We start from the raw sequence: 22170 nt of genomic DNA, 5'->3' as shown, positions 1-22170 counted from the left end.
GCAAAAGCACGCCCTGCCGTAAGGATCGGCCTGATAACGGATCAGGTGCCGGACTTTACTCGGGTCCACAGGCGCGTCACCACGCGCTGCACTTTTTGCGGGTACGGGGCCTTGATGTAGGTGTTGTCCATCGCCGCGGGGGTCGGGTAGATCGCCGGATCTCCGATCACGTCCTCGGCCAGGAACTCTTGCGAGGCCTTGTTGCCGTTGGCGTAGTAGACGTAGTTGGAGGCGGCGGCCATGTTCTCGGCATCAAGGATGAAGTCGAGGAACTTATGCGCGGCTTCCGGGTTGGGTGCATCCACCGGGATCGCCATCTGGTCGAACCACATCAACGCCCCTTCGGAGGGTGCGTTAAAGGCGATTTCGACACCGTTGTCGGCCTCGGCGGCGCGATCGCGGGCCTGCAGGATATCGCCGGACCAGCCGAAGGCCACACAGATATCACCATTGGCCAGCGCGTTGATATATTCGGAGGAGTGGAACTTCTGCACATGGGGGCGCACCGCTTCCAGAACGCCTGCGGCCTGCTCGAGGTCATCCTTGTCGTGGCTGTTCGGGTCGAGGCCGAGATACGTGAGCGCCGCCGGGATCAATTCGTCCGGGGCGTCGAGGAAATGCACGCCGCAGTTGGAGAGTTTTTCCATGTTGGCAGGGTCAAACACCAGTGCCAGGCTGTCCACGGGAGCATCCTCACCCAGCGCTTCGGTGACTTTACCGAGATTGGCGCCGATGCCGGTGGTGCCCCACATGTAGTTGATGGAATAGGCATTGTCCGGATCAAACCGTGCGGTGCGGTCCTGGATCACATCCCAGATGTTGCCGTAGTTCTCCAGCTTCGATTGGTCGATCTTCTGGAACACACCAGCCTGAACCTGACGCTGCAGGAAGGAGCCGGTGGGCACCACGACGTCATAGCCGGAGCCGCCAGCAAGCATCTTGGTCTCCAGAAGCTCGTTGGAGTCGAAGACGTCGTAGATCAGGTCGATGCCGGTTTCCTGCTCAAATTTCTCTAGCAGTGATTCGTCGATATAGTCGGACCAGTTGTAGACGCGCACTTCGTCCGCCGAGGCGGCAGTGGCACCGAGCGCGATGGCGGACACGATGGTGGCCGTTTTGAGTGTCATGAGAATCTCCCCTGTGTATGCCGGAGTCTTTTCGTCCGGCTGTGGGCTATTTTGATCAAGTTTTGCCGCATCCGGCAAGACACTTTATGTTTTCATCTGCATTTCGTTGGTGCAAGCTGCCCGAAATTGAGAAGGATCCGAGCTTCGTGAATGTGCCAAATTCGCCATCTGTTTCCCCCACTGAAGGGGCCGCCAAACTGCCCGCCCACGAGCAGGTCTACCAGCGTCTGCGGGCGCAGATCCTGTTCGGGGAGTTGGCGCCGGGACAAGCGGTCACCATTCAGGGTCTGGTGGAGGCGCTGGACTCCGGCATGACGCCTGTGCGTGAGGCGATCCGCAGGTTGATCTCTGATGGGGCGCTGGTGTTTCAGGGCAATCGCCGCGTTTCGGTGCCCGAATTGCGAGCCGAGGATGTGGATGAGCTGATTTTCGCAAGAAAAACAGTAGAGTGTGAACTTGCCCGTCGCGCATCGACACGCATGCCAGAGACTGATGTAGACGCTCTGGAGGCGCTTGATCTGACGTTGGACACGGCCATAGCAACTGGCGACGTTCCCGGGTATCTCGCGCTCAACTACCAATTCCATACTGAGCTGAATGCCCATGCCGATGCGCCCATTCTCGCGGATCTGGCTGATCGGCTCTGGCTGCGCTTCGGCCCGTCGCTCCGGGTCGTCTGCGGACGCTTCGGCACCCAGAGCTTTCCAGACCGCCACAAGGACATCCTTGAGGGGCTGCGCAAAAAAGATGCGGATTTGGTGGCACTGGCGATGGAACGGGACGTGTTGCAGGGCATGGAGCAGGTCCGAGCGGGGCTGACGCCGATCAACTGATTCGATTGACAGTCCCATTTTTGATCATATTCTGAGCAAAAGGTCTCGCTCAGGAGTGTCATCAATGACGGTCATTACCAACCATCTACCTACCGAAGAACTGCAAGCGCTGGATGCAGCGCATCACATGCACCCTTTTACGGCCAACGGCGGCCTCGCGCAGAAGGGGGCTCGCGTCATCACGCGCGCCAGCGGTGTCACCCTGACCGACAGCGAGGGCCACGAAATCCTCGACGCGATGGCGGGTCTGTGGTGCGTCAACATCGGCTATGGTCGTGACGAGCTGGCCGAGGTTGCCGCGCGCCAGATGCGCGAGCTGCCCTATTACAACACCTTCTTCCAGACCACCCATGTGCCCGCCATCGCGCTGGCCGCGAAGATCGCCGAGCTGGCACCGGGCGATTTGAACAATGTCTTCTTCGCGGGCTCCGGCTCTGAGGCAAATGACACGAACATCCGTATGGTGCGTCACTACTGGGCAATGAAGGGCAAGCCGACAAAGTCGATCCTCATTTCGCGCAAAAACGCGTATCACGGCTCTTCCGTGGGTTCCGGATCACTCGGGGGCATGTCGGGAATGCATGCGCAGGGTGGGCTGCCCATCCCCGACATTCATCACATCAACCAGCCTAACTGGTGGGCCGAAGGGGGTGACCACGATCCTGAGGAGTTCGGCCTCGCTCGGGCGCAGGAGCTTGAACAGGCGATCCTTGAGCTGGGTGAAGACCGCGTCGCCGCGTTTATCGCGGAGCCGGTGCAGGGGGCTGGGGGCGTGATTGTGCCACCTGCGAGCTATTGGCCGGAAATCCAGCGCATCTGCGATAAATATGAGATCCTGTTGATCGCGGACGAGGTTATTTGCGGGTTTGGCCGTACTGGAAACTGGTTCGGATCCGAGACCATGGGCATCCGTCCCGACATCATGACGATCGCCAAGGGCCTGTCGTCAGGCTATGCGCCGATCGGCGGGTCGATCGTATCGGATGAGATTGCAGGCGTGATTGCCCAGGACGAGTTTAACCACGGCTACACCTATTCCGGTCACCCGGTGGCGGCCGCCGTCGCACTTGAGAACTTGCGAATCATCGAGGAAGAAAAGGTGGTGGAGCACGTTCGTGATGTGGCCGGACCCTACCTGAAAGAGAAGTGGGAGGCCTTGAGCGATCATCCTCTGGTGGGAGAGGCCAAGATCGTCGGTATGATGGGCTCCATCGCGCTGACGCCGAACAAGGCAACGCGCGCCGCATTTGCAGCTGAGGCAGGGACAGTCGGCTTCATCTGTCGTGAGCGTTGCTTTGCCAACAACCTGGTGATGCGCCATGTCGGCGACCGCATGATCATCTCTCCACCGCTGGTCATCACCTGTGAGGAAATCGACACGCTGATCGCGCGCGCTACCAAATCGCTCGACGAATGCTACGCAGAGCTGAAGGACCAAGGACTGCTGAAGGCAGCTGATTGATCTAGAGGCCGTGATTCGAACATCTGGAAAGGGGCCGTCATCGGCCCCTTTTTTGTGCATTGCGAAAAAAATAGTAGCGTCACCTGTTGTACTCACGGGTGAAATTATCCCAATATGACGCAAATGGACATTATTGGGTCGCTATATCTGGCGTTGGTGACCTGATCGTCCCGGAGTGTCGAGGCAGTGGTCAAGACGCCGATATGGACAGCAATGATCCGGTTGCACAGTGGAACGGCGCTGTGCTTACACTAAGAGACAAAGAGCGGGACAAAACCGCCGCTAAAAAGAAAACAAACGGGGAGCCTGATTTGGCCGATGCGTCGAATACTGATGCGTTCGTTGAATTCGAACGCGTGCAAAAGAGTTATGACGGTGAGACACTCGTCGTCAAAGACCTGAACCTCACTCTGCCCAAGGGCGAATTCCTGACAATGCTTGGGCCGTCAGGGTCGGGGAAAACCACCTGCCTTATGATGCTGGCTGGTTTTGAGACTGCCACTCACGGCGACATCCGCCTCGATGGGGTCTCGATCAACAACATCCCGCCGCACAAACGCGGTATTGGTATGGTGTTCCAGAATTATGCCTTGTTCCCGCATATGACCATTGCCGAAAACCTCAGCTTCCCGCTTGAGGTGCGTGGCATGGGCAAGTCCGAGCGCGAAGCCAAAGTGACCCGCGCCCTGGATATGGTAGAGATGGGCAGCTTCGGCGGCCGTCGCCCCTCTCAGCTTTCGGGCGGTCAGCAGCAGCGTGTCGCGCTCGCACGCGCTCTCGTTTTCGAACCGGAACTGGTTCTGATGGACGAACCGCTTGGCGCCCTCGACAAGCAGCTGCGCGAAAAGATGCAGTTCGAGATTACGCATCTTGCGCACCAGCTGGGGATCACAACCGTTTACGTGACCCACGACCAGACCGAGGCGCTGACCATGTCGGACCGCGTCGCAGTGTTTGACGATGGCCGCATCCAGCAGCTGGCACCGCCGGATCAGCTCTATGAAGAGCCTGCGAACAGCTTTGTGGCGCAGTTCATCGGTGAGAATAACACGCTTGAGGGTGTGATTAAGGAAATCAGTGACGGTCGTGCGCTGGTCGAGTTGGACGGCGGCGAAGTCATCGATGCCATGCCGATCAACGTTTCCGAAGTCGGTCAGCGCACCCGCGTTTCGATCCGCCCGGAGCGTGTCGAATACAACAAGGAACGCCTGCAGGAGGGTGTTCACACGCTCAAGGCCGAGGTGCTGGAATTCATCTACATGGGTGATATTTTCCGCACGCGTCTGAAAGTGGCGGGCAATGATGAGTTCATCATCAAGACCCGGAACGCTCCTGACCAGGTTCGTCTTCAGCCCGGACAGCAGATCGAAATCGGCTGGCTGCCCGAAGACTGTCGCGCGTTGGACGCCTGAACGGCGTTCGACTGCGTATCGGAACCCCCGGCAAGACCAAAGGATCGGGGGACGAAACATCTGAAAATTAGTGTCTCAACAAGGAGAATACGAATATGAAACTGCGTAAACTGACGGCACTTGTCGCCACGACCGCACTCTGCGCGCCGATGGCCTTTGCCGCGGATATGGCGGATGAGATGACCATCGTGTCCTGGGGCGGAGCTTACTCCAACTCCCAGATCAAAGCCTACAACGAGCCCTATGCCGAAAAGACCGGCGTTAAGATCATCAACGACGAAAGCTCTGCCGAGGCTGTTGCCAAGCTGCGTGCGATGGACGAAGCGGGCAATGTGACATGGGACGTGGTTGACGTCGTTGCGGCGGATGCGATGCGTCTGTGCGATGAAGGCCTGGCGATGGAAATCGACCCGGACGAGCATCTCGCCCCAGCACCTGATGGCACCTCTGCCGAGGAAGACTTTGGCGACCTGCTGGTGTCCGACTGCTTCATCCCGCAGATCGTTTATTCCACCACTTTCGGCTATCGTACGGACCTCGTGGGTGACACCGCGCCGACCAGCGTTTGTGATGTTTTTGATCTCGAAGCTTACCCGGGCAAGCGCGCCCTGGAAAAGCGTCCGATCAACAACATGGAATGGGCGCTGCTCTGTGATGGCGTTGCCAAGGAAGAAGTCTACGACGTTCTCGAAACCGAGGAAGGTCAGGAACGCGCACTGGCGAAGCTCGACACAATCAAAGACAACGTGATCTGGTGGTCCGCTGGTGCAGATACGCCGCAGCTGCTGGCAGATGGCGAAGTCGTTATGGGCTCCACCTACAACGGTCGTCTGTTCTCGGTGATCGAGGAGCAGGACCAGCCGGTTGCGATGCTTTGGGACGCGCAGGTGTTCGACCTGGACGGCTGGATCATCCCGGCAGGTCTCTCGGACGAGCGTAAGGCCCGTGCTCTGGACTACATCTACTTTGCCACCGACACCCAGCGTCTTGCGGATCAGGCCAAGTACATCTCCTATGGTCCGGCCCGTGCGTCTTCCGCACCGCTGGTTGGTCAGCATGCCGAACTGGGTATCGACATGGCGCCGCACATGCCGACCGATCCGGAAAACGCCACGAACACCTTCCTGTACAACTACTCTTTCTGGGCTGACTACCGCGACGATATCGATGCGAAGTTCCAAGCCTGGCTCGCTAAGTAATAGGGCGCACCGCCCGTACCGGAGAGCGATCTTCGCTCTCCGGTCTCCTCTTCGGCGCGGCATCGCATGACCCGCCTGCGGCGAAGAGATAAACCCCGCTCTCAAAAAACGACGCGGGAAGACAACAGGGACAATCATGAGTGACACAACTCAATCCGGCCCGGTCCTTGCGGCAGACGGTACGCCGCTGAAGCGCAGCCTGGCCCGTGCGTTGAGGATGCAGAAGGTGCGGGCCTTGATGCTTATCGCACCGCTTCTGCTCTTCGTTCTTCTGACATTCATTCTCCCGATCGCGGACATGTTGTTCCGCTCGGTTGAGAACCGCATCGTATCCGACACCCTGTCCGAGACCGTGGTGAGGCTGGAAGACTGGGATGCTCTCAGTGGTGAGACCCCGGATGAAGCGGTCTACGAAAGCCTCTATTACGATCTTTTCGTTGCAGCCGAGGCCAAGGAGCACACCAAACTTGGCACCCGACTGAACTACGAGCAGACTGGCATTTCATCGCTCTTCCGTGGCAGTGGCCGTAAGGTGGATGATATTGGCGAAGATCACGTCAAGGCCATCGAACGTGCCAGCGACGGGGCGCTGAAGGACGAGGCGCTCTGGTTCGAGATCATGACAGGCGGCAGCAATGCCGAGGGCAACACCGCCCTTCTGGACGCTCAGCGCTTGAAAATGGAACAGCTGACGAGCGAGAGTTTTGCGGCTGACATCGGCTTTGTGCCCGGCGCTGAAATCTCAGAACTCTTCCCGCGCATGGCTGTTGCCTATACGGATTTCGCACTCTTTACAGCTGTCGCTGACGAAGATGTCGTGGCTGAAGAAGATCCATGGGAAACGGTCTTCGTGGCCTTCGCGCACTCAGTTCAGGCAGACGGCGGTGCCGAGGCTTTGGCCAGTTACTCCGGTCCCGGAGCGGCAGAGCTTCAGGCTGCGGCTGCGGCCATCGCTGATCTGGAACCGATCGCGTTCAAAACCGCATTCCTCGAAATCGACGAGGATTGGGGCGACTTGGGCAACTGGCGGACGATGCAGACCTACAGTCCGACGTACACCAGCGGTTATTTTCTGAATTCCATCGACATGCAAAAGGGGCCGGAAGGCGCCGAGCCACGTCCTGAGAATCAGCAGATCTACATGACGCTGTTTGTACGCACGATGATCATGTCGCTGATGATTACCGGGTCCTGTATCCTTCTGGGGTATCCGGTTGCCTGGATCTTGGCGAACCTGCCGACACGCTCGGCCAACATGCTGATGATTCTCGTTCTGTTGCCATTCTGGACATCGCTGTTGGTGCGGACCTCGGCCTGGAAAGTCATGCTGCAGCAGCAGGGTGTCATCAATGATGTGCTTGTCTGGCTCGGACTGGTGGGCGACGACGCACGCCTGGTGATGATCAACAACCAATTCGGTACTATCGTGGCAATGACCCACATCCTGTTGCCGTTCATGATCCTGCCAATGTATTCGGTGATGCAGACCATCAACCCGACCTACCTTCGGGCGGCGAAATCGCTGGGTGCAACCAATTGGACAGCCTTCTGGCGGGTCTACTTCCCGCAGTCGGTGCCCGGTATCGGCGCGGGTTCGATCCTCGTCTTCATTCTGGCGATCGGCTACTACATCACGCCTGAAATCGTTGGTGGTACCAAGGGTGTCTTTATTTCCAACCGGATTGCCTACCACATCTCGTCCTCGCTCAACTGGGGCTTGGCGGCGGCGCTCGGGAGTATCCTCCTGGCGGTCGTGCTGCTGCTCTACTGGGCATATGACAAGATCGTCGGCATCGATAATGTGAAGTTGGGATAAGACAACATGGCACTGACACCTGTTCAAAATCAGACCCCCGCCTTCACTGCCGCAGTGGCAGCCTGCGCGGGGGGCTTCTTCGGCCTCTTCGTTGGCACCGCGCAGGGATCGGGTCTTCTCGGTCTTGTGATCGGGGCTGTCCTTCTGGGGGCGATGGGCTTTGCCTTCACCCATATGCTGGACCAGCAGAAACCGATCCGCTGGGCGACTACTGCGATCTTTGGCGTGCTGGGCTTCCTGTTCGGCGGCCTGCCCGCAGCGGTACTCGGGTTGCTCTTTGGCTGGTTTGCTGGCTGGTTCACCTTCTGGCTCGCGACTTCCAGCTATCGCAAACGCCTGCCGCCGTACCTGACCCCCGGTCAGGTTCTGTGGCACTTCAGTTTTCGGGTGATCTGCGGTGCGATCTTTGTGTTCCTGATCACGCCGATCCTCGTGGTGATGCCGCTGAGCTTCAACGCCGAGAACTTCTTCACCTTCACCCCGGAGATGTTGCGGTTCGATCCGGAGGGCTACTCGCTCCGCCACTACAGAGACTTTTTCACCAATGACGACTGGCAGCAGGCGTTGTGGAACAGCCTGAGTATTGCGCCGATGGCCACATTGCTTTCGGTGAGCTTCGGAACCTTGGCGGCGATCGGTCTCAGCCAGCCGCATGTTCCCTTCCGCCGCGCGATCATGGCGGTGCTCATCTCGCCAATGATCGTGCCGTTGATCATTTCGGCTGCGGGCATGTACTTCTTCTACAGCCGGATCGGCCTGCAAGGCACCTACTTTGGTGTGGTTCTGGCGCACGCGGCGCTTGGCATTCCCTTCGTGATCATCACTGTCACCGCAACACTGGTGGGTTTTGATCGTTCGCTGACGCGAGCGGCTGCGAATATGGGGGCGGGACCGATTACGACCTTCTTCCGGATCCAGATGCCATTGATCCTGCCCGGTGTGATCTCGGGCGGCCTGTTTGCCTTCATTACTTCGTTTGATGAGGTGGTTGTGGTGCTTTTCGTCGGTTCTGCCGGTCAAAAGACGCTGCCGTGGCAGATGTTCACTGGTCTGCGTGAGCAGATCTCGCCGACAATCCTTGCGGTCGCGACCATTCTGGTGGGGATCTCGATCTGCCTGTTGACGACGGTCGAATTCCTGCGCCGTCGCAGCGAGCGCTTGCGGGGCATGTCCCCCAGCTGATCCGGCGTATCTGCATGAAACAACAAAGCCCCGCTGAAAGGCGGGGCTTTTGATTTGTGGGAAGCTGCCTGCGGGCACGAGAGCACGAATGCCCGTCGGCCTGTGTCACCTCAGCATTTTCAGAAGATCGAGCGAAGCATAGCCATCGGGCATCACGTTTTTGGTCGTTTGATAGGACCGGATCGCGGAGACGGTGTTGGGGCCGATCCGCCCGTCGATGCCTTGCGTTGAAAATCCGGCCTCGGTCAGCCGCTTCTGAAGTTCCTTGCGTTCGGTGAAGGTCAGGGCACGATCTCCGCGTGGCCAATCGCCTTGGATCTTTGCACCGCCTTTCAGCCGATCACTCAGGTGGCCGACGCCGATGACATAGGCGTCGGCGGTGTTGTAACGCTCGATCACGGCGAAATTCTTGAAAATCATAAAGGCCGCCCCTTTGCCGCCTGCAGGGAGCAGGATCGAGGCGCTGCCATGGTTGGCCACCGGTTTTCCATCCACCCCGCGCACGCCAAGTTTCGCCCAGTCGTCGGGGCTTTTCTTGATCTTGCGACTCGCCAGAGCGTAGTTGAAATCGCGGGGCAAGGTGACTTCAACGCCCCAGGGTTGACCCTGAACCCAGCCGAATTTCTTCAGATACGCGGCGGTTGAGGCCAATGCGTCCGTTGGATTATCCGACCAGATGTCACGCTTGCCATCCCCGGTAAAATCGACTGCGTAGTCGAGGTAGGAGGTCGGAATGAACTGGGTATGCCCCATTGCGCCAGCCCAGCTCCCGGTCATGTTGCGCGGTGCCACGTCACCGGATTGCAGGATCTTCAGCGCCGCAATCAACTGACTCTCGAAGAACGGACCACGCCGTCCGTCAAAGGCCAGCGTCGCGAGCGAGCGGACGATGTCCATGCTGCCGCGATAGCTGCCATAGTTGCTCTCCAACCCCCAGACAGCAACGACCACTTCCTTGTCGACCCCATAGGTCTGTTCGATCTGGTTCAGAGCGCTGCGGTTCTCACGCAGGGCTTTGCTGCCGCTTGTCACACGGGTATCTGAGGCCGCGCTGTCGAGGTACTCCCAGATCGTTTTGCTGAATTCGGATTGGTTCCGGTCGCGTTTGATCACCTTGGGGTCATAGGTCACACCGTCGAAGGCCTGAGACAGTGTGGCCTTACGAATGCCCTGCGCCTGCGCACGGGTCTCAAACCCCTGCATCCAAGTCTGAAATCGCAGGTTTGCCGCCGCTTCAGTTGGTGTCGAAGTTGAGGGCGTGGGGATGGCCACAGAACTCCGGGCCACGGGGCGGACGGTCGTGGCGGCGGCGATCTGCACTGGCGCCGGAGCGTCCTGACTCGTCTCAGGCCGCACCAGAGGGCGCGGTGTATCGCTCAAACTACTCTGACCCGATGGCGCTGCGTGCAGCAGACCCGCTTGGAATGCGACCCCGAGCCACAGCGCTGTTTTTGCCCAACTGCGCATGTTCCACCTCAATACCGTTTTATGATCTTTGGATCAGTGTAGCTTGATGCGGACGGGTGCAAAAGCGCTCTGACGCGACAGGCTGGCGGTCAGCGCGCCATTGCCGGTCAGTCGAAGGTCTGGTTGCGCAGATGGTCCAGCGCCTCGCGATAGAGCCGCACGCGATGCGGACGAAAGGAAACCTCCGTCACCACCAGGTCGCACATCCGGTCCAGTCGGAATACCCGGAAGCCTTGCCGCAGCAAGCACCAGGCCACCAAAACCGTGGATCGATCAAAGTAGACCAGACCCAATGGCTTGACTTGGCGCTGGGTGATCGCGCCCTGGGCATCTGCATACCCAAAGGCCACTTCGCATTCATTCCATGTGGCCTGCCTCAGCTGTGCGGCATCAACCGCAGGCAATATGGGTGGGGCAAACCTGTGGGCCGAGAGCACCGCATGTTGCAGCCTGTCCGCCTGACTCTGTGGCAGACGTGCGCGGAGCTTTTTCAGCGCGATGCCCGCGGCTTCTGCCAGATCCGGGTCGCCTCTTTGCTGCACTTCGCACAGCCCCAAGACCAGCGCTTCCAGCTCTGTGGCGCCAAAGCCGAGCGGCGGCAGTGTGGCATCCTCTATCAGGGTGAAGCCATATCCTGCTGCGCCGTCGATCACCGCTCCAAGCGCCCGCAACGCGTCGATGTCGCGGTGAATGGTGCGGCCCGAGACGCCGAGATCCTGGGCCAGATGTTCGGCCGTCACCGGCGGCGGCAGCTGCCGCAGGGTTTGCATCAGACGAAAGAGGCGCTCTGTTTTGGTCATCTTCTGAGTGTGCCTTCTCCTGATGACAATATCTGTCATGAGTGACTTGTAGCACGGTCGCATCACATCCCAAATGGAGAGAGACGATGTTGACCCTACTCACGCACGGTGGAAACGACGAATTTTACAGCTTCAGCATGTTCTGCACCAAAGCGGCGCTGCTGTTGCAGATGTCTGGTGAGACCTGGCAGCGGCAGGACGTGCACGACCCGGCAGAGCTGGCCTCGATGCCGCACTCAAAACTGCCTGTGCTGAGCGACGAGACCGGTACATTGATCCCCGACAGCGAAGGCATCCGTCGTTTCCTCGAGCAGCGCGGTGCGGAATTCGATACGGGGCTGAGTGCAGTGCAGAAAGGTCAGTCACGCGTGCTCATTCGAATGGTGGATGAGGGGCTTTGGCTGCAACTCATGTGTGCTCGCTGGCTCGAGGAAGACGGTTGGGCCGGGATGCGGCAGACAGTCTTTGCCGGGGTGCCAGAAGCGCCGGTAAACGAATTTCGCGCAGGGGTTCTTGAAGGGCTGCACTTTGCGGGACATTCCCGTTTTGACAGCTCGGAGCGGTTGGCGCGGTTGTCTCAGGACCTTAAGGCGATTGAGGGGCTCCTCGGCGACCAGCGCTTTTTATTCGGGGACGATATGACGGCTGCCGATTGCTCAGCCGCGCCGATGTTGCAGGCGCTCGCCCGCCCGCCCGCCGCGCCGCAGGTGGTAGATGTGGTTCAGCAACATCCAAGACTGCTGGCGTATATTTCCCGCGTCATGGACCGCACCGCGCTGGAATTGCCCCGGGCCGCCTGAGCCAAGGTCGGCGATAGGTCCATCCGGGAGCCCTCCCGCGCGTTTCCCTTGCATTGAAAATGCAAGTTCTCCCCTTGGGCCGGGCAGGCCGCGCCAAAGGCGCGGCCTGCCCCCGGGCGATCCGCGGAGCGGAGCGCAAAATCTCCGGCGCTTGCTCCTGTGCCAATGGTTGCCAGCCGCTGTTTGCAAGTGTCACTTGCGCTTTCGGGCGACCTTGCGCTTGACCTTGGCGGCCTTGTGTTTCGCCTTCGCAGCCTTGCTGCGGGTCACGGTACGTCCAGCCGGGCTACGACGGTGACCACCCTTGCCAGGCCCGCCACCGCGTCCCTTGGGCAGTTCCGCATCTTCCAGCGCCAGTAGCTCCAGCTCCAGCCCGCCGGTAACAGGCGCCGCCTGTGTCAGGCGCACGGTCACCCGCTGGCCGATGGTGATAAGCAACCCGGTGTCGGAGCCCATCAAGGTGCCTGCATTCGGGTCGAAGTGGAAATACTCCCGACCGATGGAGCGCACCGGCACCAGCCCGTCGGCACCGGTCTCGTCTAGCTTCACAAAGGCCCCGAAACGGGCGATGCCGGAAATGCGGCCGGTGAATTCATTGCCCACCCGCTCTGCCAGATAGGAGGCGAGATAGCGGTCAGTGGTGTCACGTTCCGCCAGCATCGAACGCCGCTCGGTGGTGGAGATATGCGTGGCGGTGTCTTCCAGCCGCTCGACCTCTTCCACCGACAGCCCGTCCTTGCCCCAGCCATGGGCGGTGATCAGCGCGCGATGCACGATCAGGTCGGCGTAACGGCGGATCGGCGAGGTGAAATGCGCGTAATTGCGCAGCGCCAGACCAAAATGGCCGAAATTCTCTGGGTAGTAGTAGGCCTGCTGCATCGACCGCAGGGTGGAGATGTTGATCAGCTCCGCATCATCGGTTCCGGCGGCGGCGTTCAGCAGAGCGTTCAGATGCCGGGTCTGCAACACCTGCCCCTTGGCAAGGGTCAGACCGGCAGCGCGGGCGGTATCGCGCAGATTGTCGAGCTTATCCTGGCTAGGTTCCTCGTGCACCCGGAACAACAGCGGCTGCTGCTTCTTGATCAGGGTCTCGGCGGCGGCGACATTGGCCAGCACCATGAATTCCTCGATCAGCTTGTGCGCATCCAGCCGGTCGCGGAAGTTGACCGAGGCCACCTTGCCGCTGTCGTCCAGCACGATCTTGCGCTCCGGCAGGTCGAGCTCCAGCGGTTGGCGAGTGCTACGGGCGGACTTCAGGGCCTCATAGGCGGCATAGAGCGGTTTGATGACCTCCTCGACGAAGGGCTCGGTGCGTTTGGTGACACGGCCCTCCATGGCGTCCTGCACCTCGCCATAGTGTAGCGAGGCTTGGGACTTCATCAGGCCGCGCACAAAGCGATGGGCGATCTTGTTGCCCTCGGCGTCGATCTGCATTCGCACAGCCAGGCAGGGGCGCGGCACGCCTTCATGCAGCGAACACAGGTCGCCCGACAGCCGATCCGGCAGCATGGGCACCATCCGGTCTGGAAAGTAGCTGGAGTTGCCGCGTTTGCGTGCCTCGCGGTCCAGCGCAGATCCGGGGGTTACATAGGCCGCGACATCGGCGATGGCGACCCAGATCACATGGCCGCCCGGGTTCTGGGGATCCTCGTCTGGATGGGCGAAGCAGGCATCGTCGTGGTCACGAGCATCTGCCGGGTCGATGGTGATCAGCGGCAGGTCACGCAGATCTTCGCGGCCCTTGAGGCCCATTGGCTTGGCGCTGTCGGCCTCGCCTATGACGGCATCGGGAAAGTGGTCGGGGATACCGTGCTGATGGATCGCGATCAGCGACACCGCCTTGGGGGCGGAGGGATCTCCAAGCCGCTCGACGATGCGTGCCTTCTGAAGCCCGAGACGTGCCTTGGGACCGGCCTGTTCGGCCTCCACCAGCTCGCCGTCCTTCGCGCCGTGAGTATTGGCCTCTGGCACCTGCCAGTCGTTGGAGCTGGCCTTGTCGATGGGCACGATGCGCCCGCCTTCGGAGCCGGCACGGTAGATACCGAGGATGCGCTTCGGATTGCTTCCGATGCGACGGATCAGCCGGGCCTCGTAGTTGTGGTCCTCTTCCTGCACCACGGTGAGGCGGGCCAGAATGCGATCCCCTTCGCCAAGGGCCGGGTCGGAGGCGCGCGGGATCACCATGACGACAGGCTCCACCCCCTCGCCATGCCATTCCAGCGGTTGGGCAAAGAGGTCGCCATTGTCGTCCGGCGCCTTGACCAACAGCACTGTGACCGGCGGCAGGCGATCAGGGTCGGTATAGCTGCGTTTGCGCTTTTCCAGATGGCCCTCGGCCTCCAGCTCCTTCAGGATGCGCTTCAGGTCGATCCGCTCAGCACCCTTGATGCCAAAAGCCTTGGCAATATCACGTTTGGAGGTTTGGGTCGGGTGGGCGGAGATCCATTCGAGAATCTCGGCCTTTGTGGGTATACGCGCCATATCGTTGCCGTAGCACGGCGCGCAGGCGACGTCATGCTGAAAAGAGGTGTGGCGCAAAGGTCGGGCGCGCTCCCGCCCGTCGGGTCTGCATCACAGATGCAGCCCCTCCCGTTGGGCCGGGCGCCGCACCCTTGGTGCGGCGTAAGGGTCGCGCTATTGAGGTCTTGCAAAAAAGACCGGGCTGACGAAGACGCAGTGGCCGCGGTTTTCGGGGGGCAGCGCGCCGCAGGCGCGCTGCCGGGCCCAACGGGCAGGTTTGCATTTTCAAAGCAAATCGGACGGGCGGGAGCGCTCCCGCGGTGGTTTGGAGTAGTCGATCAGCAGTCACGTCCACGTTCTTCCGCAAGCGAAACCAATAATTAGGAACGCCGCCAGGTATTGTGGGCGTTGTCAGACGCGCGCACCGCCAGCTCGGCCCCTGTCGCTCACCGCCGCAAGCGTTTGACCTACAGAGGTTTCATCATGTCGCGGTGGTCGATACCAGCGTCGAGGTAGATCGGGCCAAAAGCCTCGAACCCGAGTTTTTCATAAAACCCCAGCGCGTGGATCTGCGCGCCCAGCTTGGCTTTGGTGACACCGTCGTGCTTGCTCGCTTCGGCCACGCAGGCTTCGATCAGCTTTGCCCCGAGACCTGTTCCGCGCCCCGGTTTCACCACGCAAACGCGACCGATCTTGGCGACATCATCCTGAAAAACAACCCGGGCCGTTCCAACGGGCGTACCATCCAGTGTTGCCAAAATGTGGGTCGCGGTATCGTCAAGCGCATCGCGCTCTTCTTCCACTGGCACGCCTTGTTCATCCACAAAGACCTCGAAGCGCAGCGTCAGGCAGGCGTCGAGGTCGTCGGTCACGGAGATGAGCAGGCTCATGCGAAATAATCCGATAGAATACGGGTGTAGATGGACTTCAGCTGGTGGATTTGCGCAATGTCGACGCATTCATCAACTTGATGCATGGTCTTGCCCACAAGGCCGAATTCCACCACCGGGCAATGCGATTTGACAAACCGGGCATCGGACGTGCCGCCTGTTGTGGACAGCTCTGGCACTTGATTGGTCTCGGTTTGAACTGCCTTTGAGACCAACGCCGATAGGTCACCGGGAGGCGTGATAAAGCTCTCACCGGAAATCTGTACTTTCATGTCGATGTTCAGGCCAAAGTCATCCGCCACCCTGTCCGCCTCGGTCTGCAACCACTTGGTCAGCGATGCGCCGGAGTGCAGCTCGTTGAAGCGGATGTTGACGGCGGCGCGGGCTTGCGCCGGGATCACATTGGTGGCCGGGTTGCCAGTGTCTATGGTTACAATCGCCAGCGTGGAGGCATCGAAATGCTCGGAGCCTTCATCCAGCGTGTGACTGCCAAGGTGATCCATCAACCGTGCCATGCCGTTCAGCGGATTGTTTGCGCGGTGCGGATAGGCTGAATGCCCCTGCACGCCGGTCACGGTGAACCAGGCGGTCATCGAGCCACGGCGGCCGATCTTGATCATCTCGCCCATGTGGTTGGGGCAGGTGGGTTCGCCCACAAGGCAGACGGACATCTGCTCTCCTGCCTGCTCCATGTAATCCAGAAGCGCGGTGGTGCCGTCCACGGCATCACCTTCCTCGTCGCCGGTGATCGTCAGCACAATGGACCCGTCAGGAGGGGTGTCGCGGACGAAGTCGATGGCGGCGGCAGCAAAGGCTGCAACGCCCGATTTCATGTCGGTGGCCCCGCGCCCGTACATCACGCCGTCAATGATTTCCGCAGCGAAGGGGTCATGGGTCCAGGCGGCCTCGTCGCCGATGGGTACAACATCCGTATGCCCATTGAACCCAAAGGTCCTAGCATGCGCCTTGTCGCCCCAGCGGGCAAACAGATTGGAGACCTCTCCGCGATCAACGCGCGTGCAGGAGAAGCCCGCTTCGGTAAGAATACGCTCCAGTAGCGTCAGCGCGCCGCACTCTTGGGGTGTGACCGAAGGGCACCGGATCAGATCGGCTGTCAGCTGAACGGGGTCTGTGGCGGTCATGCGGAGGTCTCCTGAGTTGTCCGGGCACCGACCTAGCGCGAATTGGCGGTCTCGTGCAATCGGCAGCATCGTCTGTGGCGTAAATGCTCGTGCTGGCGGGGTCGCGACAATCATGGCCCTGACAGGTGATAAGGCACGTGCTAGGATGGAGAGAATAACAGACCGAAGCATGGAATGGGGCGGCGACAAGATCGCCCGCATGCGCGACGAGCAGGTCAAGCATATCACTGAATAGACGCCCTGCCGGAGACTACGGTTCTTCGGGCATGCGTGACACATGTGCCTTTTTCTGCGCCGTGCATGGCCCCTGACCGGGAACGTCGGGACTGAAACTGAGGGACGCCCCGGGCATCAAAAGGCCGATCAACGTGCCGCCCGGGGCACGACATATACGCGCGGCGAGGTGCAGGATGACGGGCAACAGGTACAGGACAGAGTGCTCCGGCGTTGTGGAGGCTGGATCATGACGTGGCTGGGGCTCTGGCACCGTGATGCGCAGTATTTCGACCCGGCCGGGCTGACGCCCGAGGGAGAGAACAGCTGCCTTTTGCTGCGGGAAGCTAACGCGTTGCTGGCGCGCGGCGCGTTGGTGTTGGAAGTCGCCATGCCGGTGCTGCACAAGCCAGAGCCATTGATCCTATTAGAGCGCGGCGGTGACTGGCCGCTGCGCTTTGCACTGTCGGCGGTGCCCGGTGGCGGGATCAACCTCGTTCTGGAGCAATATGGCACGGTCCTGCACAAGACGGTGAATCCAACCACAAAGGGCCGTGCGGATCGTGTGCGCCTGACGTACAGCTGGGATGCACCAGCCTTTCGCGGGCAGTTGGCACTGGAATGGCCGGAGGGCGGACGGGCCGAAATCGCACAGATCGAAGGGCCACGGCCCTGGCGGCTGGAAGATTTGCAGGCGCTGCTAAGCGGTGTGCCACAATGCTATGTTGCGCCTGGGGTCGATTATATCGCGCTATCCAGCACTCTGGAGCCGGTCGGCCCGATGCCCGGACTGGCGCCGGATACGCCTGTTGAAACGGAAGCGGGGCTGCGAAGGATCGGAGATCTGCGGCGCGGAGATCTGCTGCGCTGTGCCAGTGGTGAGCTGGTGCCCGTGCTGCATGTGGCAACGCGGCAGGTGCCGGCACTGGGTGCCTTTCACCCGGTGCGTCTGCGTGCGCCCTATTTTGGTCTGACACAGGATATCGTGGTTGCCCCCTATCAGCGCATGGTTCTGACGGGATCGGAGGTCGAGTATCTCTTTGGATGCGAGGCGGTGCTGGCCCCTGCGGAGATGTTGGCTGGCACGCGCACCGCTCATCGAGAGCTGCGCCAGAAGCCACTGACGACCTACACCCAGGTGATCCTTCCGGGACATGAGGTGCCAGTGGCCGCAGGACTGGGTGTCGAGAGCCTGTTTCTGGGGCGGCTCAGGCGGGACCGTCAGGCCCTGGCAGCGAGCCTCTTTTCCGATGTGGATCGCAACAGCCTGCCAGAACATGCTCAGCCCCGATATCCGGTCGTGCGCGCCTTTGATGCAGCAATTCTCGCGGAACATCGTACAGCCTGAGCGGAAGGGCTTGAAAAATACTATTCCTCCCCTCTAAGGCAGATCCGATGCTGCATGCGAGACTGACGCCATGACCCTGCGTTCCCTTTGGTTCTGCCTGTTTACATTCCTGATGAGCCTGCCTGCCATGCCGCTACGCGCGCAGGAGCAGGTGGTGGTCAATACGGTGACCCGCCCGCCCTTTTCGATGCCGCTGGGCGGTCAGGAGGTTGGGTTCACCATGGATCTGATGCGCGAGGTGTCGCGCCGTCTGAATTGGGACATGCGCGTCAAACGCGTCGAGAGCTTTGAGCAGATGCTGGAGGAAGTGGAGCGCGGCGAGGCGGATATGGCGGCGGCCAACGTCTCCATAACGGCAGGGCGCGAAGCGGTGATGGATTTCAGCCAGCCGATCTTTGAGAGCGGGCTGCAGATCATGCTGCATGAGGACGATGTCTCGGAGCCGAGCCTGATGGCGGCGCTGCTGTCCTGGGACCTTTTCGCAGCAATCGGCATCGCCTTTGTGCTGCTTTTGGTCGGTGGCATGCTGATGTGGCTGTTCGAGCGCCGCGCACAACCCTATTTCGACCGCCCACTGAAGGACGCTTGGTTCCCCTCTTTTTGGTGGGCTTTGAACCTGGTGGTGAACGGCGGATTTGAGGAACGTGTGCCACGCAGCTTCCTGGGGCGAATTTTCGGCGTCCTCCTGGTGTTGTCCTCGCTCTTTGTCGTGTCGGTCTTCGTGGCGAAGATCACCGCTGCCATGACGGTGGATGCGATCAACGGATCGGTCAATTCCGTCAATGACCTCTATGGCAAACGGGTGGGCACGATTCAGGGATCCACCGCCGCCGGCTTTCTGGATCGGCGCGAGATCGACTATGTCGCCTTTCCGGGGCTCGACAAGATGCTGAAGGATTTCGAGGACGGCGACACGCGAATCGTGGTCTTCGACGCACCGGTGCTCAACCACTATGTGCGTACCGAGGGGGCCGGGATCGGGCACGTGATGGGCCGCACGTTCCTGACGGAGTATTACGGCATCATCTTTCCACAGGGCTCGGAGAAGGTGGAGCCGACCAACCAAGTGCTGCTGCAGATGCAGGAAGACGGAACCTATGAAACCATCTATCGAAAATGGTTTGGGCGCAGGTCCTGATCTGCGCCAACAAGAGCGATCAGTGCAGCGCGCTGCCGTCTTCTGAGCTGTTCAGCTCGTCGCCGAAAAATGGCGTCACCTGAGCAACGATCACTGCGTTCTCATCCAGCGCACGCTGCATCAACTCGCGTTCTTCGTCTGGAATTTCATGGCCTTCGGCCTCACGCTCGGCAATGGTGCCGTAGCCTGTGACGTCGAGCGGTGCAGTGTCGGCCTGTTTGAGAATTGCGACCGTCTCGCGCACCGCTTCGGCTTCGTCGACGCCGGACGCATAAATCATGAGCGCAGCGCCGGTTGCACCCGCAGGCAGGCCGTCGCCATCCTTGCGACCGATTTGAACAAGCAAGGTATAGACCTGCTGACGAGAGGGCTTCTTTTGTGTCATGGGCCTGCATTAGACGGGTGCGGCAGGGAAGGTCAAACCAATTTGCTTGCCGGCTGATCCAAAGGTCGCCACAGTTTTGCCAACTTCCTCGGGCAGAGGATCGCTACGCGAGATTACTGCGCATCATGGGGATGTATTCGCAATACTGTGGGTGACAATGCTATGGCGACTGCTCAGGAACTGCCAATCGACACGGGTGCAACGGCTGATGAGATGGCCCAAGCCATGTTCGGCAATGGCATTGTCGTTGAATCGGCCAGCTATACGGGCGCCAGCGGGGCGTCGGGTATCTACAGCGATGGTGACGCGGTTGCGCCCAATGTGACGCCCTCCGACAGTGGTGTGATCCTGTCCACCGGCAACGCTCGCGACTTTACCAACAGTTCCGGCTCCACAAACACCAATACCAGCGCCGGCACGTCGACGAGCCACGGTACAGCCGGTGATTCCGACTTGGACGAGATCGCCGGAGCCACGACCTATGACGCGGCGGTGTTCGAGGCAGAATTTGTGCCGGAAGGGTCCACTCTGACGATGCAGTTCGTGTTTTCGTCCGAGGAATACCTCGAATACGTGAACTCCGGTTTTAACGATGCGGTGTCGGTCTGGGTAAACGGGGTCGAGGCGCAGTTGGTGGTGGGGGATGGAAATATCACCATCAACAACATCAACGATTCTTCCAATCAGGATCTGTACGTTGACAACCCTGCAGGGACGGATCCCTTCAACACCGAGATGGATGGCTTCACCATCACGCTGAAGCTGACCGCGCCGGTAAACCCTGGCGAGACCAACGACATCAAGATTGCGATCGCGGATGGCGGTGACTCAAGCTACGATTCCAACCTCCTGATCGCTGGGGACTCGGTCCAGACAGCACTGGTGGCGGGCGATGACGAGGTCGAGGTGCAGGAAGGGGATACGGTCAACGTCGATGTTCTGGCCAATGACGATCAGAGCAATGGCGCGCAACTGACCATCACCCACATCAACAACCAGCCCGTTACGGCTGGCAGTTCCGTCACCTTGGCCAATGGCGAGATTGTCACGCTCAACGCGGACGGGACATTCGACATCTCCGGCCAGGATGATGTGGACGATGATGAAACGACCACCTTCACTTATACGATCGAAGATGACGAAGGGAATTCCGACGTCGGGTTCGTCAATGTCACCACAACCCCCTGTTTCGTGGCGGGCACACTAATCGAAACAGACCAAGGCCCGGTCCCTGTCGAAGATCTGACGGTGGGGATGAGGGTTCTAACCCGCGATCATGGCGGACAGTCCATTCGCTGGATCGGGCGTAGCACCCGTGTTGCAGAAGGCGTGCAGGCCCCGGTGCGCTTTGCGGCCAATGCGCTGGGCGAGCATGACGAAATAGAACTTTCGCCCAGCCATCGTGTGCTGGTGCAGTCGGCCACCGCCGAGGTCTTATTTGGGCAGGATGAAGTTCTGGTCCCTGCGCATCACCTGGTGAACGACACCTCCATTCGCCGCCGTGTGGACGGACAACCGGTCACGTATTTCCATGTTCTGTTTGATCGTCACGAAGTCATTCGTGGCAATGGTTTGGAAAGCGAGAGCTATCATCCCGGTGCGGCCAGCCTTGATGGGCTGGATGCCGAAACCCGCGCCGAGTTCTTTGCTCTGATGGGCGACAGCTGGCGGAGCTACAAAAGCATGTCGCGCCCAACGCTTAGGTCTTTTGAAACCAAGGCGCTGATTGGCAAGGCTCAATAGCGACTGCGCATGCGATAACCCGGGTGGAAGGTCATCCGGGCAAAGGTCACCGGCTCCTCCTGAAACCACGTTGATCGTTCCATCTGAAACAGTGCCGCACCGGGTGCGCAGGCCAGATACTCTGCCAGCGCCGCATCTGCGGATGTCGCACCAAAACTCACCTCGGCATTGGAAAACGGCACCGCTGCCAGAAGCCATTCCCCCGGGGGCGTTTCGGCGTAATCGGCCTCGGCGCTGTCAGGGACAGCCGCAATGTTGATCCAGCGATCCTCGAAATGGAAGGGCTGACCATCGGCGTAATGCATGCCTTCGAGGTGTAGCACCTCGGTCCCAGCCGCCAGCTGCATCTGCGAAATGACCCAGCCGGGTGCGACGCGCATCTCGCGCGATACCAAGGCAAAGCGGTAGGTGGCGTTGCGTTCCTCTACCAGCTTGCGAGAGGTTGCGATCTCCAGCTTGGCCTGCTTCACTGGCAATGTTGCAACCCGAGTGCCGCTCTTGCGTTTGCGATCGATCACGCCACGATCAGCCAGTTCGCGCAGGGCGCGATTCACGGTGGCGCGGGCGCAGCCGAATTCTTCTGCCAGTTCCGCTTCCGTCGGCAGCAGGGCGCCTTGCGGCCAGACGCGCGCCTCGATCCGCCGCATGACCTCGTCACGCACGTCCTGAAAGCTGATTTTCTTCTGCTGTGGCACCTCAGGGCTCCGCTTGAATAATAACTCTGGCTTATGTTCAATATGTCTGCATTAAACT

18 protein-coding genes are annotated in these 22170 nt (G+C 60.1%); 10 read left to right on the top strand and 8 right to left on the bottom strand.

Annotation, left to right across the window (positions count from 1 at the left end):
- Positions 1 to 41 precede the first annotated feature (41 nt).
- Positions 42 to 1127: a polyamine ABC transporter substrate-binding protein gene (locus CLV89_RS04235; protein ID WP_106162401.1), complete on the bottom strand. Its 1086-nt coding sequence runs from the start codon at positions 1125 to 1127 to the stop codon at positions 42 to 44.
- An 86-nt stretch (positions 1128 to 1213) separates the two neighbouring features.
- Here CLV89_RS04235 and CLV89_RS04230 point away from each other — a divergent pair, with 86 nt between their 5' ends.
- The 6 genes from CLV89_RS04230 (at position 1214) to CLV89_RS04205 (ending at position 9031) form a co-directional block, all read left to right on the top strand.
- Positions 1214 to 1960 (top strand): GntR family transcriptional regulator, encoded by a 747-nt coding sequence (locus CLV89_RS04230; protein WP_106162711.1) that lies wholly within the window; start codon positions 1214 to 1216, stop codon positions 1958 to 1960.
- Positions 1961 to 2024: 64 nt separating this feature from the next.
- Positions 2025 to 3422, top strand: a complete 1398-nt coding sequence (locus CLV89_RS04225; RefSeq protein WP_106162400.1) for an aspartate aminotransferase family protein — start codon at positions 2025 to 2027, stop codon at positions 3420 to 3422.
- Between the two features lie 311 nt (positions 3423 to 3733).
- On the top strand, positions 3734 to 4834 hold the full coding sequence (locus CLV89_RS04220; RefSeq protein WP_106162710.1) for an ABC transporter ATP-binding protein: 1101 nt from the start codon (positions 3734 to 3736) through the stop codon (positions 4832 to 4834).
- Between the two features lie 95 nt (positions 4835 to 4929).
- On the top strand, positions 4930 to 6033 hold the full coding sequence (locus tag CLV89_RS04215) for an extracellular solute-binding protein (RefSeq protein ID WP_106162399.1): 1104 nt from the start codon (positions 4930 to 4932) through the stop codon (positions 6031 to 6033).
- Positions 6034 to 6169: 136 nt separating this feature from the next.
- Complete coding sequence (locus tag CLV89_RS04210) at positions 6170 to 7849, top strand: ABC transporter permease (protein ID WP_106162398.1); 1680 nt, start codon at positions 6170 to 6172, stop codon at positions 7847 to 7849.
- A 6-nt stretch (positions 7850 to 7855) separates the two neighbouring features.
- The gene (locus tag CLV89_RS04205; RefSeq protein WP_106162397.1) at positions 7856 to 9031 is read left to right on the top strand and encodes an ABC transporter permease; all 1176 of its coding nucleotides are present in this window, start codon (positions 7856 to 7858) and stop codon (positions 9029 to 9031) included.
- Between the two features lie 105 nt (positions 9032 to 9136).
- On the opposite strand, the gene CLV89_RS04200 is transcribed toward CLV89_RS04205, so the two are convergent.
- Both CLV89_RS04200 and CLV89_RS04195 read right to left on the bottom strand, forming a co-directional pair.
- Entirely contained in the window at positions 9137 to 10498 is a 1362-nt protein-coding gene (locus tag CLV89_RS04200) for a lytic murein transglycosylase (RefSeq protein WP_106162396.1), read from the bottom strand.
- A gap of 107 nt (positions 10499 to 10605) precedes the next feature.
- Positions 10606 to 11298: a helix-turn-helix transcriptional regulator gene (locus CLV89_RS04195; RefSeq protein WP_106162395.1), complete on the bottom strand. Its 693-nt coding sequence runs from the start codon at positions 11296 to 11298 to the stop codon at positions 10606 to 10608.
- Between the two features lie 86 nt (positions 11299 to 11384).
- Between CLV89_RS04195 and CLV89_RS04190 the strand changes: the two genes are divergently transcribed.
- A complete protein-coding gene (locus tag CLV89_RS04190) occupies positions 11385 to 12098 on the top strand; it encodes a glutathione S-transferase family protein (protein WP_106162394.1) in 714 nt (237 codons plus the stop codon).
- Between the two features lie 192 nt (positions 12099 to 12290).
- Here the strand turns inward: CLV89_RS04190 and rnr are convergent, their stop codons facing one another.
- The 3 genes from rnr to dapE form a co-directional block, all read right to left on the bottom strand.
- Positions 12291 to 14579, bottom strand: coding sequence for a ribonuclease R (rnr, locus tag CLV89_RS04185; protein WP_106162393.1), 2289 nt, complete (start codon positions 14577 to 14579; stop codon positions 12291 to 12293).
- A 446-nt stretch (positions 14580 to 15025) separates the two neighbouring features.
- A complete protein-coding gene (locus CLV89_RS04180) occupies positions 15026 to 15448 on the bottom strand; it encodes a GNAT family N-acetyltransferase (protein ID WP_106162392.1) in 423 nt (140 codons plus the stop codon).
- Complete coding sequence (gene dapE, locus CLV89_RS04175) at positions 15445 to 16590, bottom strand: succinyl-diaminopimelate desuccinylase (RefSeq protein ID WP_106162391.1); 1146 nt, start codon at positions 16588 to 16590, stop codon at positions 15445 to 15447. The genes CLV89_RS04180 and dapE overlap by 4 nt, the downstream gene beginning before the upstream one ends.
- Positions 16591 to 17053: 463 nt before the next feature.
- On the opposite strand from dapE, the gene CLV89_RS04170 reads away from it, so the two are divergent.
- Together CLV89_RS04170 and CLV89_RS04165 are read left to right on the top strand one after the other, a co-directional pair.
- The gene (locus CLV89_RS04170) at positions 17054 to 18151 is read left to right on the top strand and encodes a Hint domain-containing protein (protein ID WP_106162709.1); all 1098 of its coding nucleotides are present in this window, start codon (positions 17054 to 17056) and stop codon (positions 18149 to 18151) included.
- Between the two features lie 70 nt (positions 18152 to 18221).
- Positions 18222 to 19289 (top strand): transporter substrate-binding domain-containing protein, encoded by a 1068-nt coding sequence (locus tag CLV89_RS04165; RefSeq protein WP_106162390.1) that lies wholly within the window; start codon positions 18222 to 18224, stop codon positions 19287 to 19289.
- A 19-nt stretch (positions 19290 to 19308) separates the two neighbouring features.
- Here the strand turns inward: CLV89_RS04165 and CLV89_RS04160 are convergent, their stop codons facing one another.
- Entirely contained in the window at positions 19309 to 19674 is a 366-nt protein-coding gene (locus tag CLV89_RS04160) for a hypothetical protein (RefSeq protein WP_106162389.1), read from the bottom strand.
- 162 nt (positions 19675 to 19836) lie between these two features.
- On the opposite strand from CLV89_RS04160, the gene CLV89_RS04155 reads away from it, so the two are divergent.
- Complete coding sequence (locus tag CLV89_RS04155) at positions 19837 to 21417, top strand: choice-of-anchor L domain-containing protein (protein ID WP_106162388.1); 1581 nt, start codon at positions 19837 to 19839, stop codon at positions 21415 to 21417.
- Here the strand turns inward: CLV89_RS04155 and CLV89_RS04150 are convergent.
- Positions 21411 to 22112: a GntR family transcriptional regulator gene (locus tag CLV89_RS04150; RefSeq protein WP_106162387.1), complete on the bottom strand. Its 702-nt coding sequence runs from the start codon at positions 22110 to 22112 to the stop codon at positions 21411 to 21413. The two genes, CLV89_RS04155 and CLV89_RS04150, sit on opposite strands and share 7 nt — an antisense overlap.
- Between the last annotated feature and the right edge of the window lie 58 nt (positions 22113 to 22170).

This window comes from Tritonibacter scottomollicae (assembly GCF_003003215.1).
GTDB lineage: Bacteria > Pseudomonadota > Alphaproteobacteria > Rhodobacterales > Rhodobacteraceae > Epibacterium > Epibacterium scottomollicae.
The sequence above is the reverse complement of the archived record's forward strand: the minus strand, read 5'-3'. Positions and strand labels throughout refer to the sequence as shown.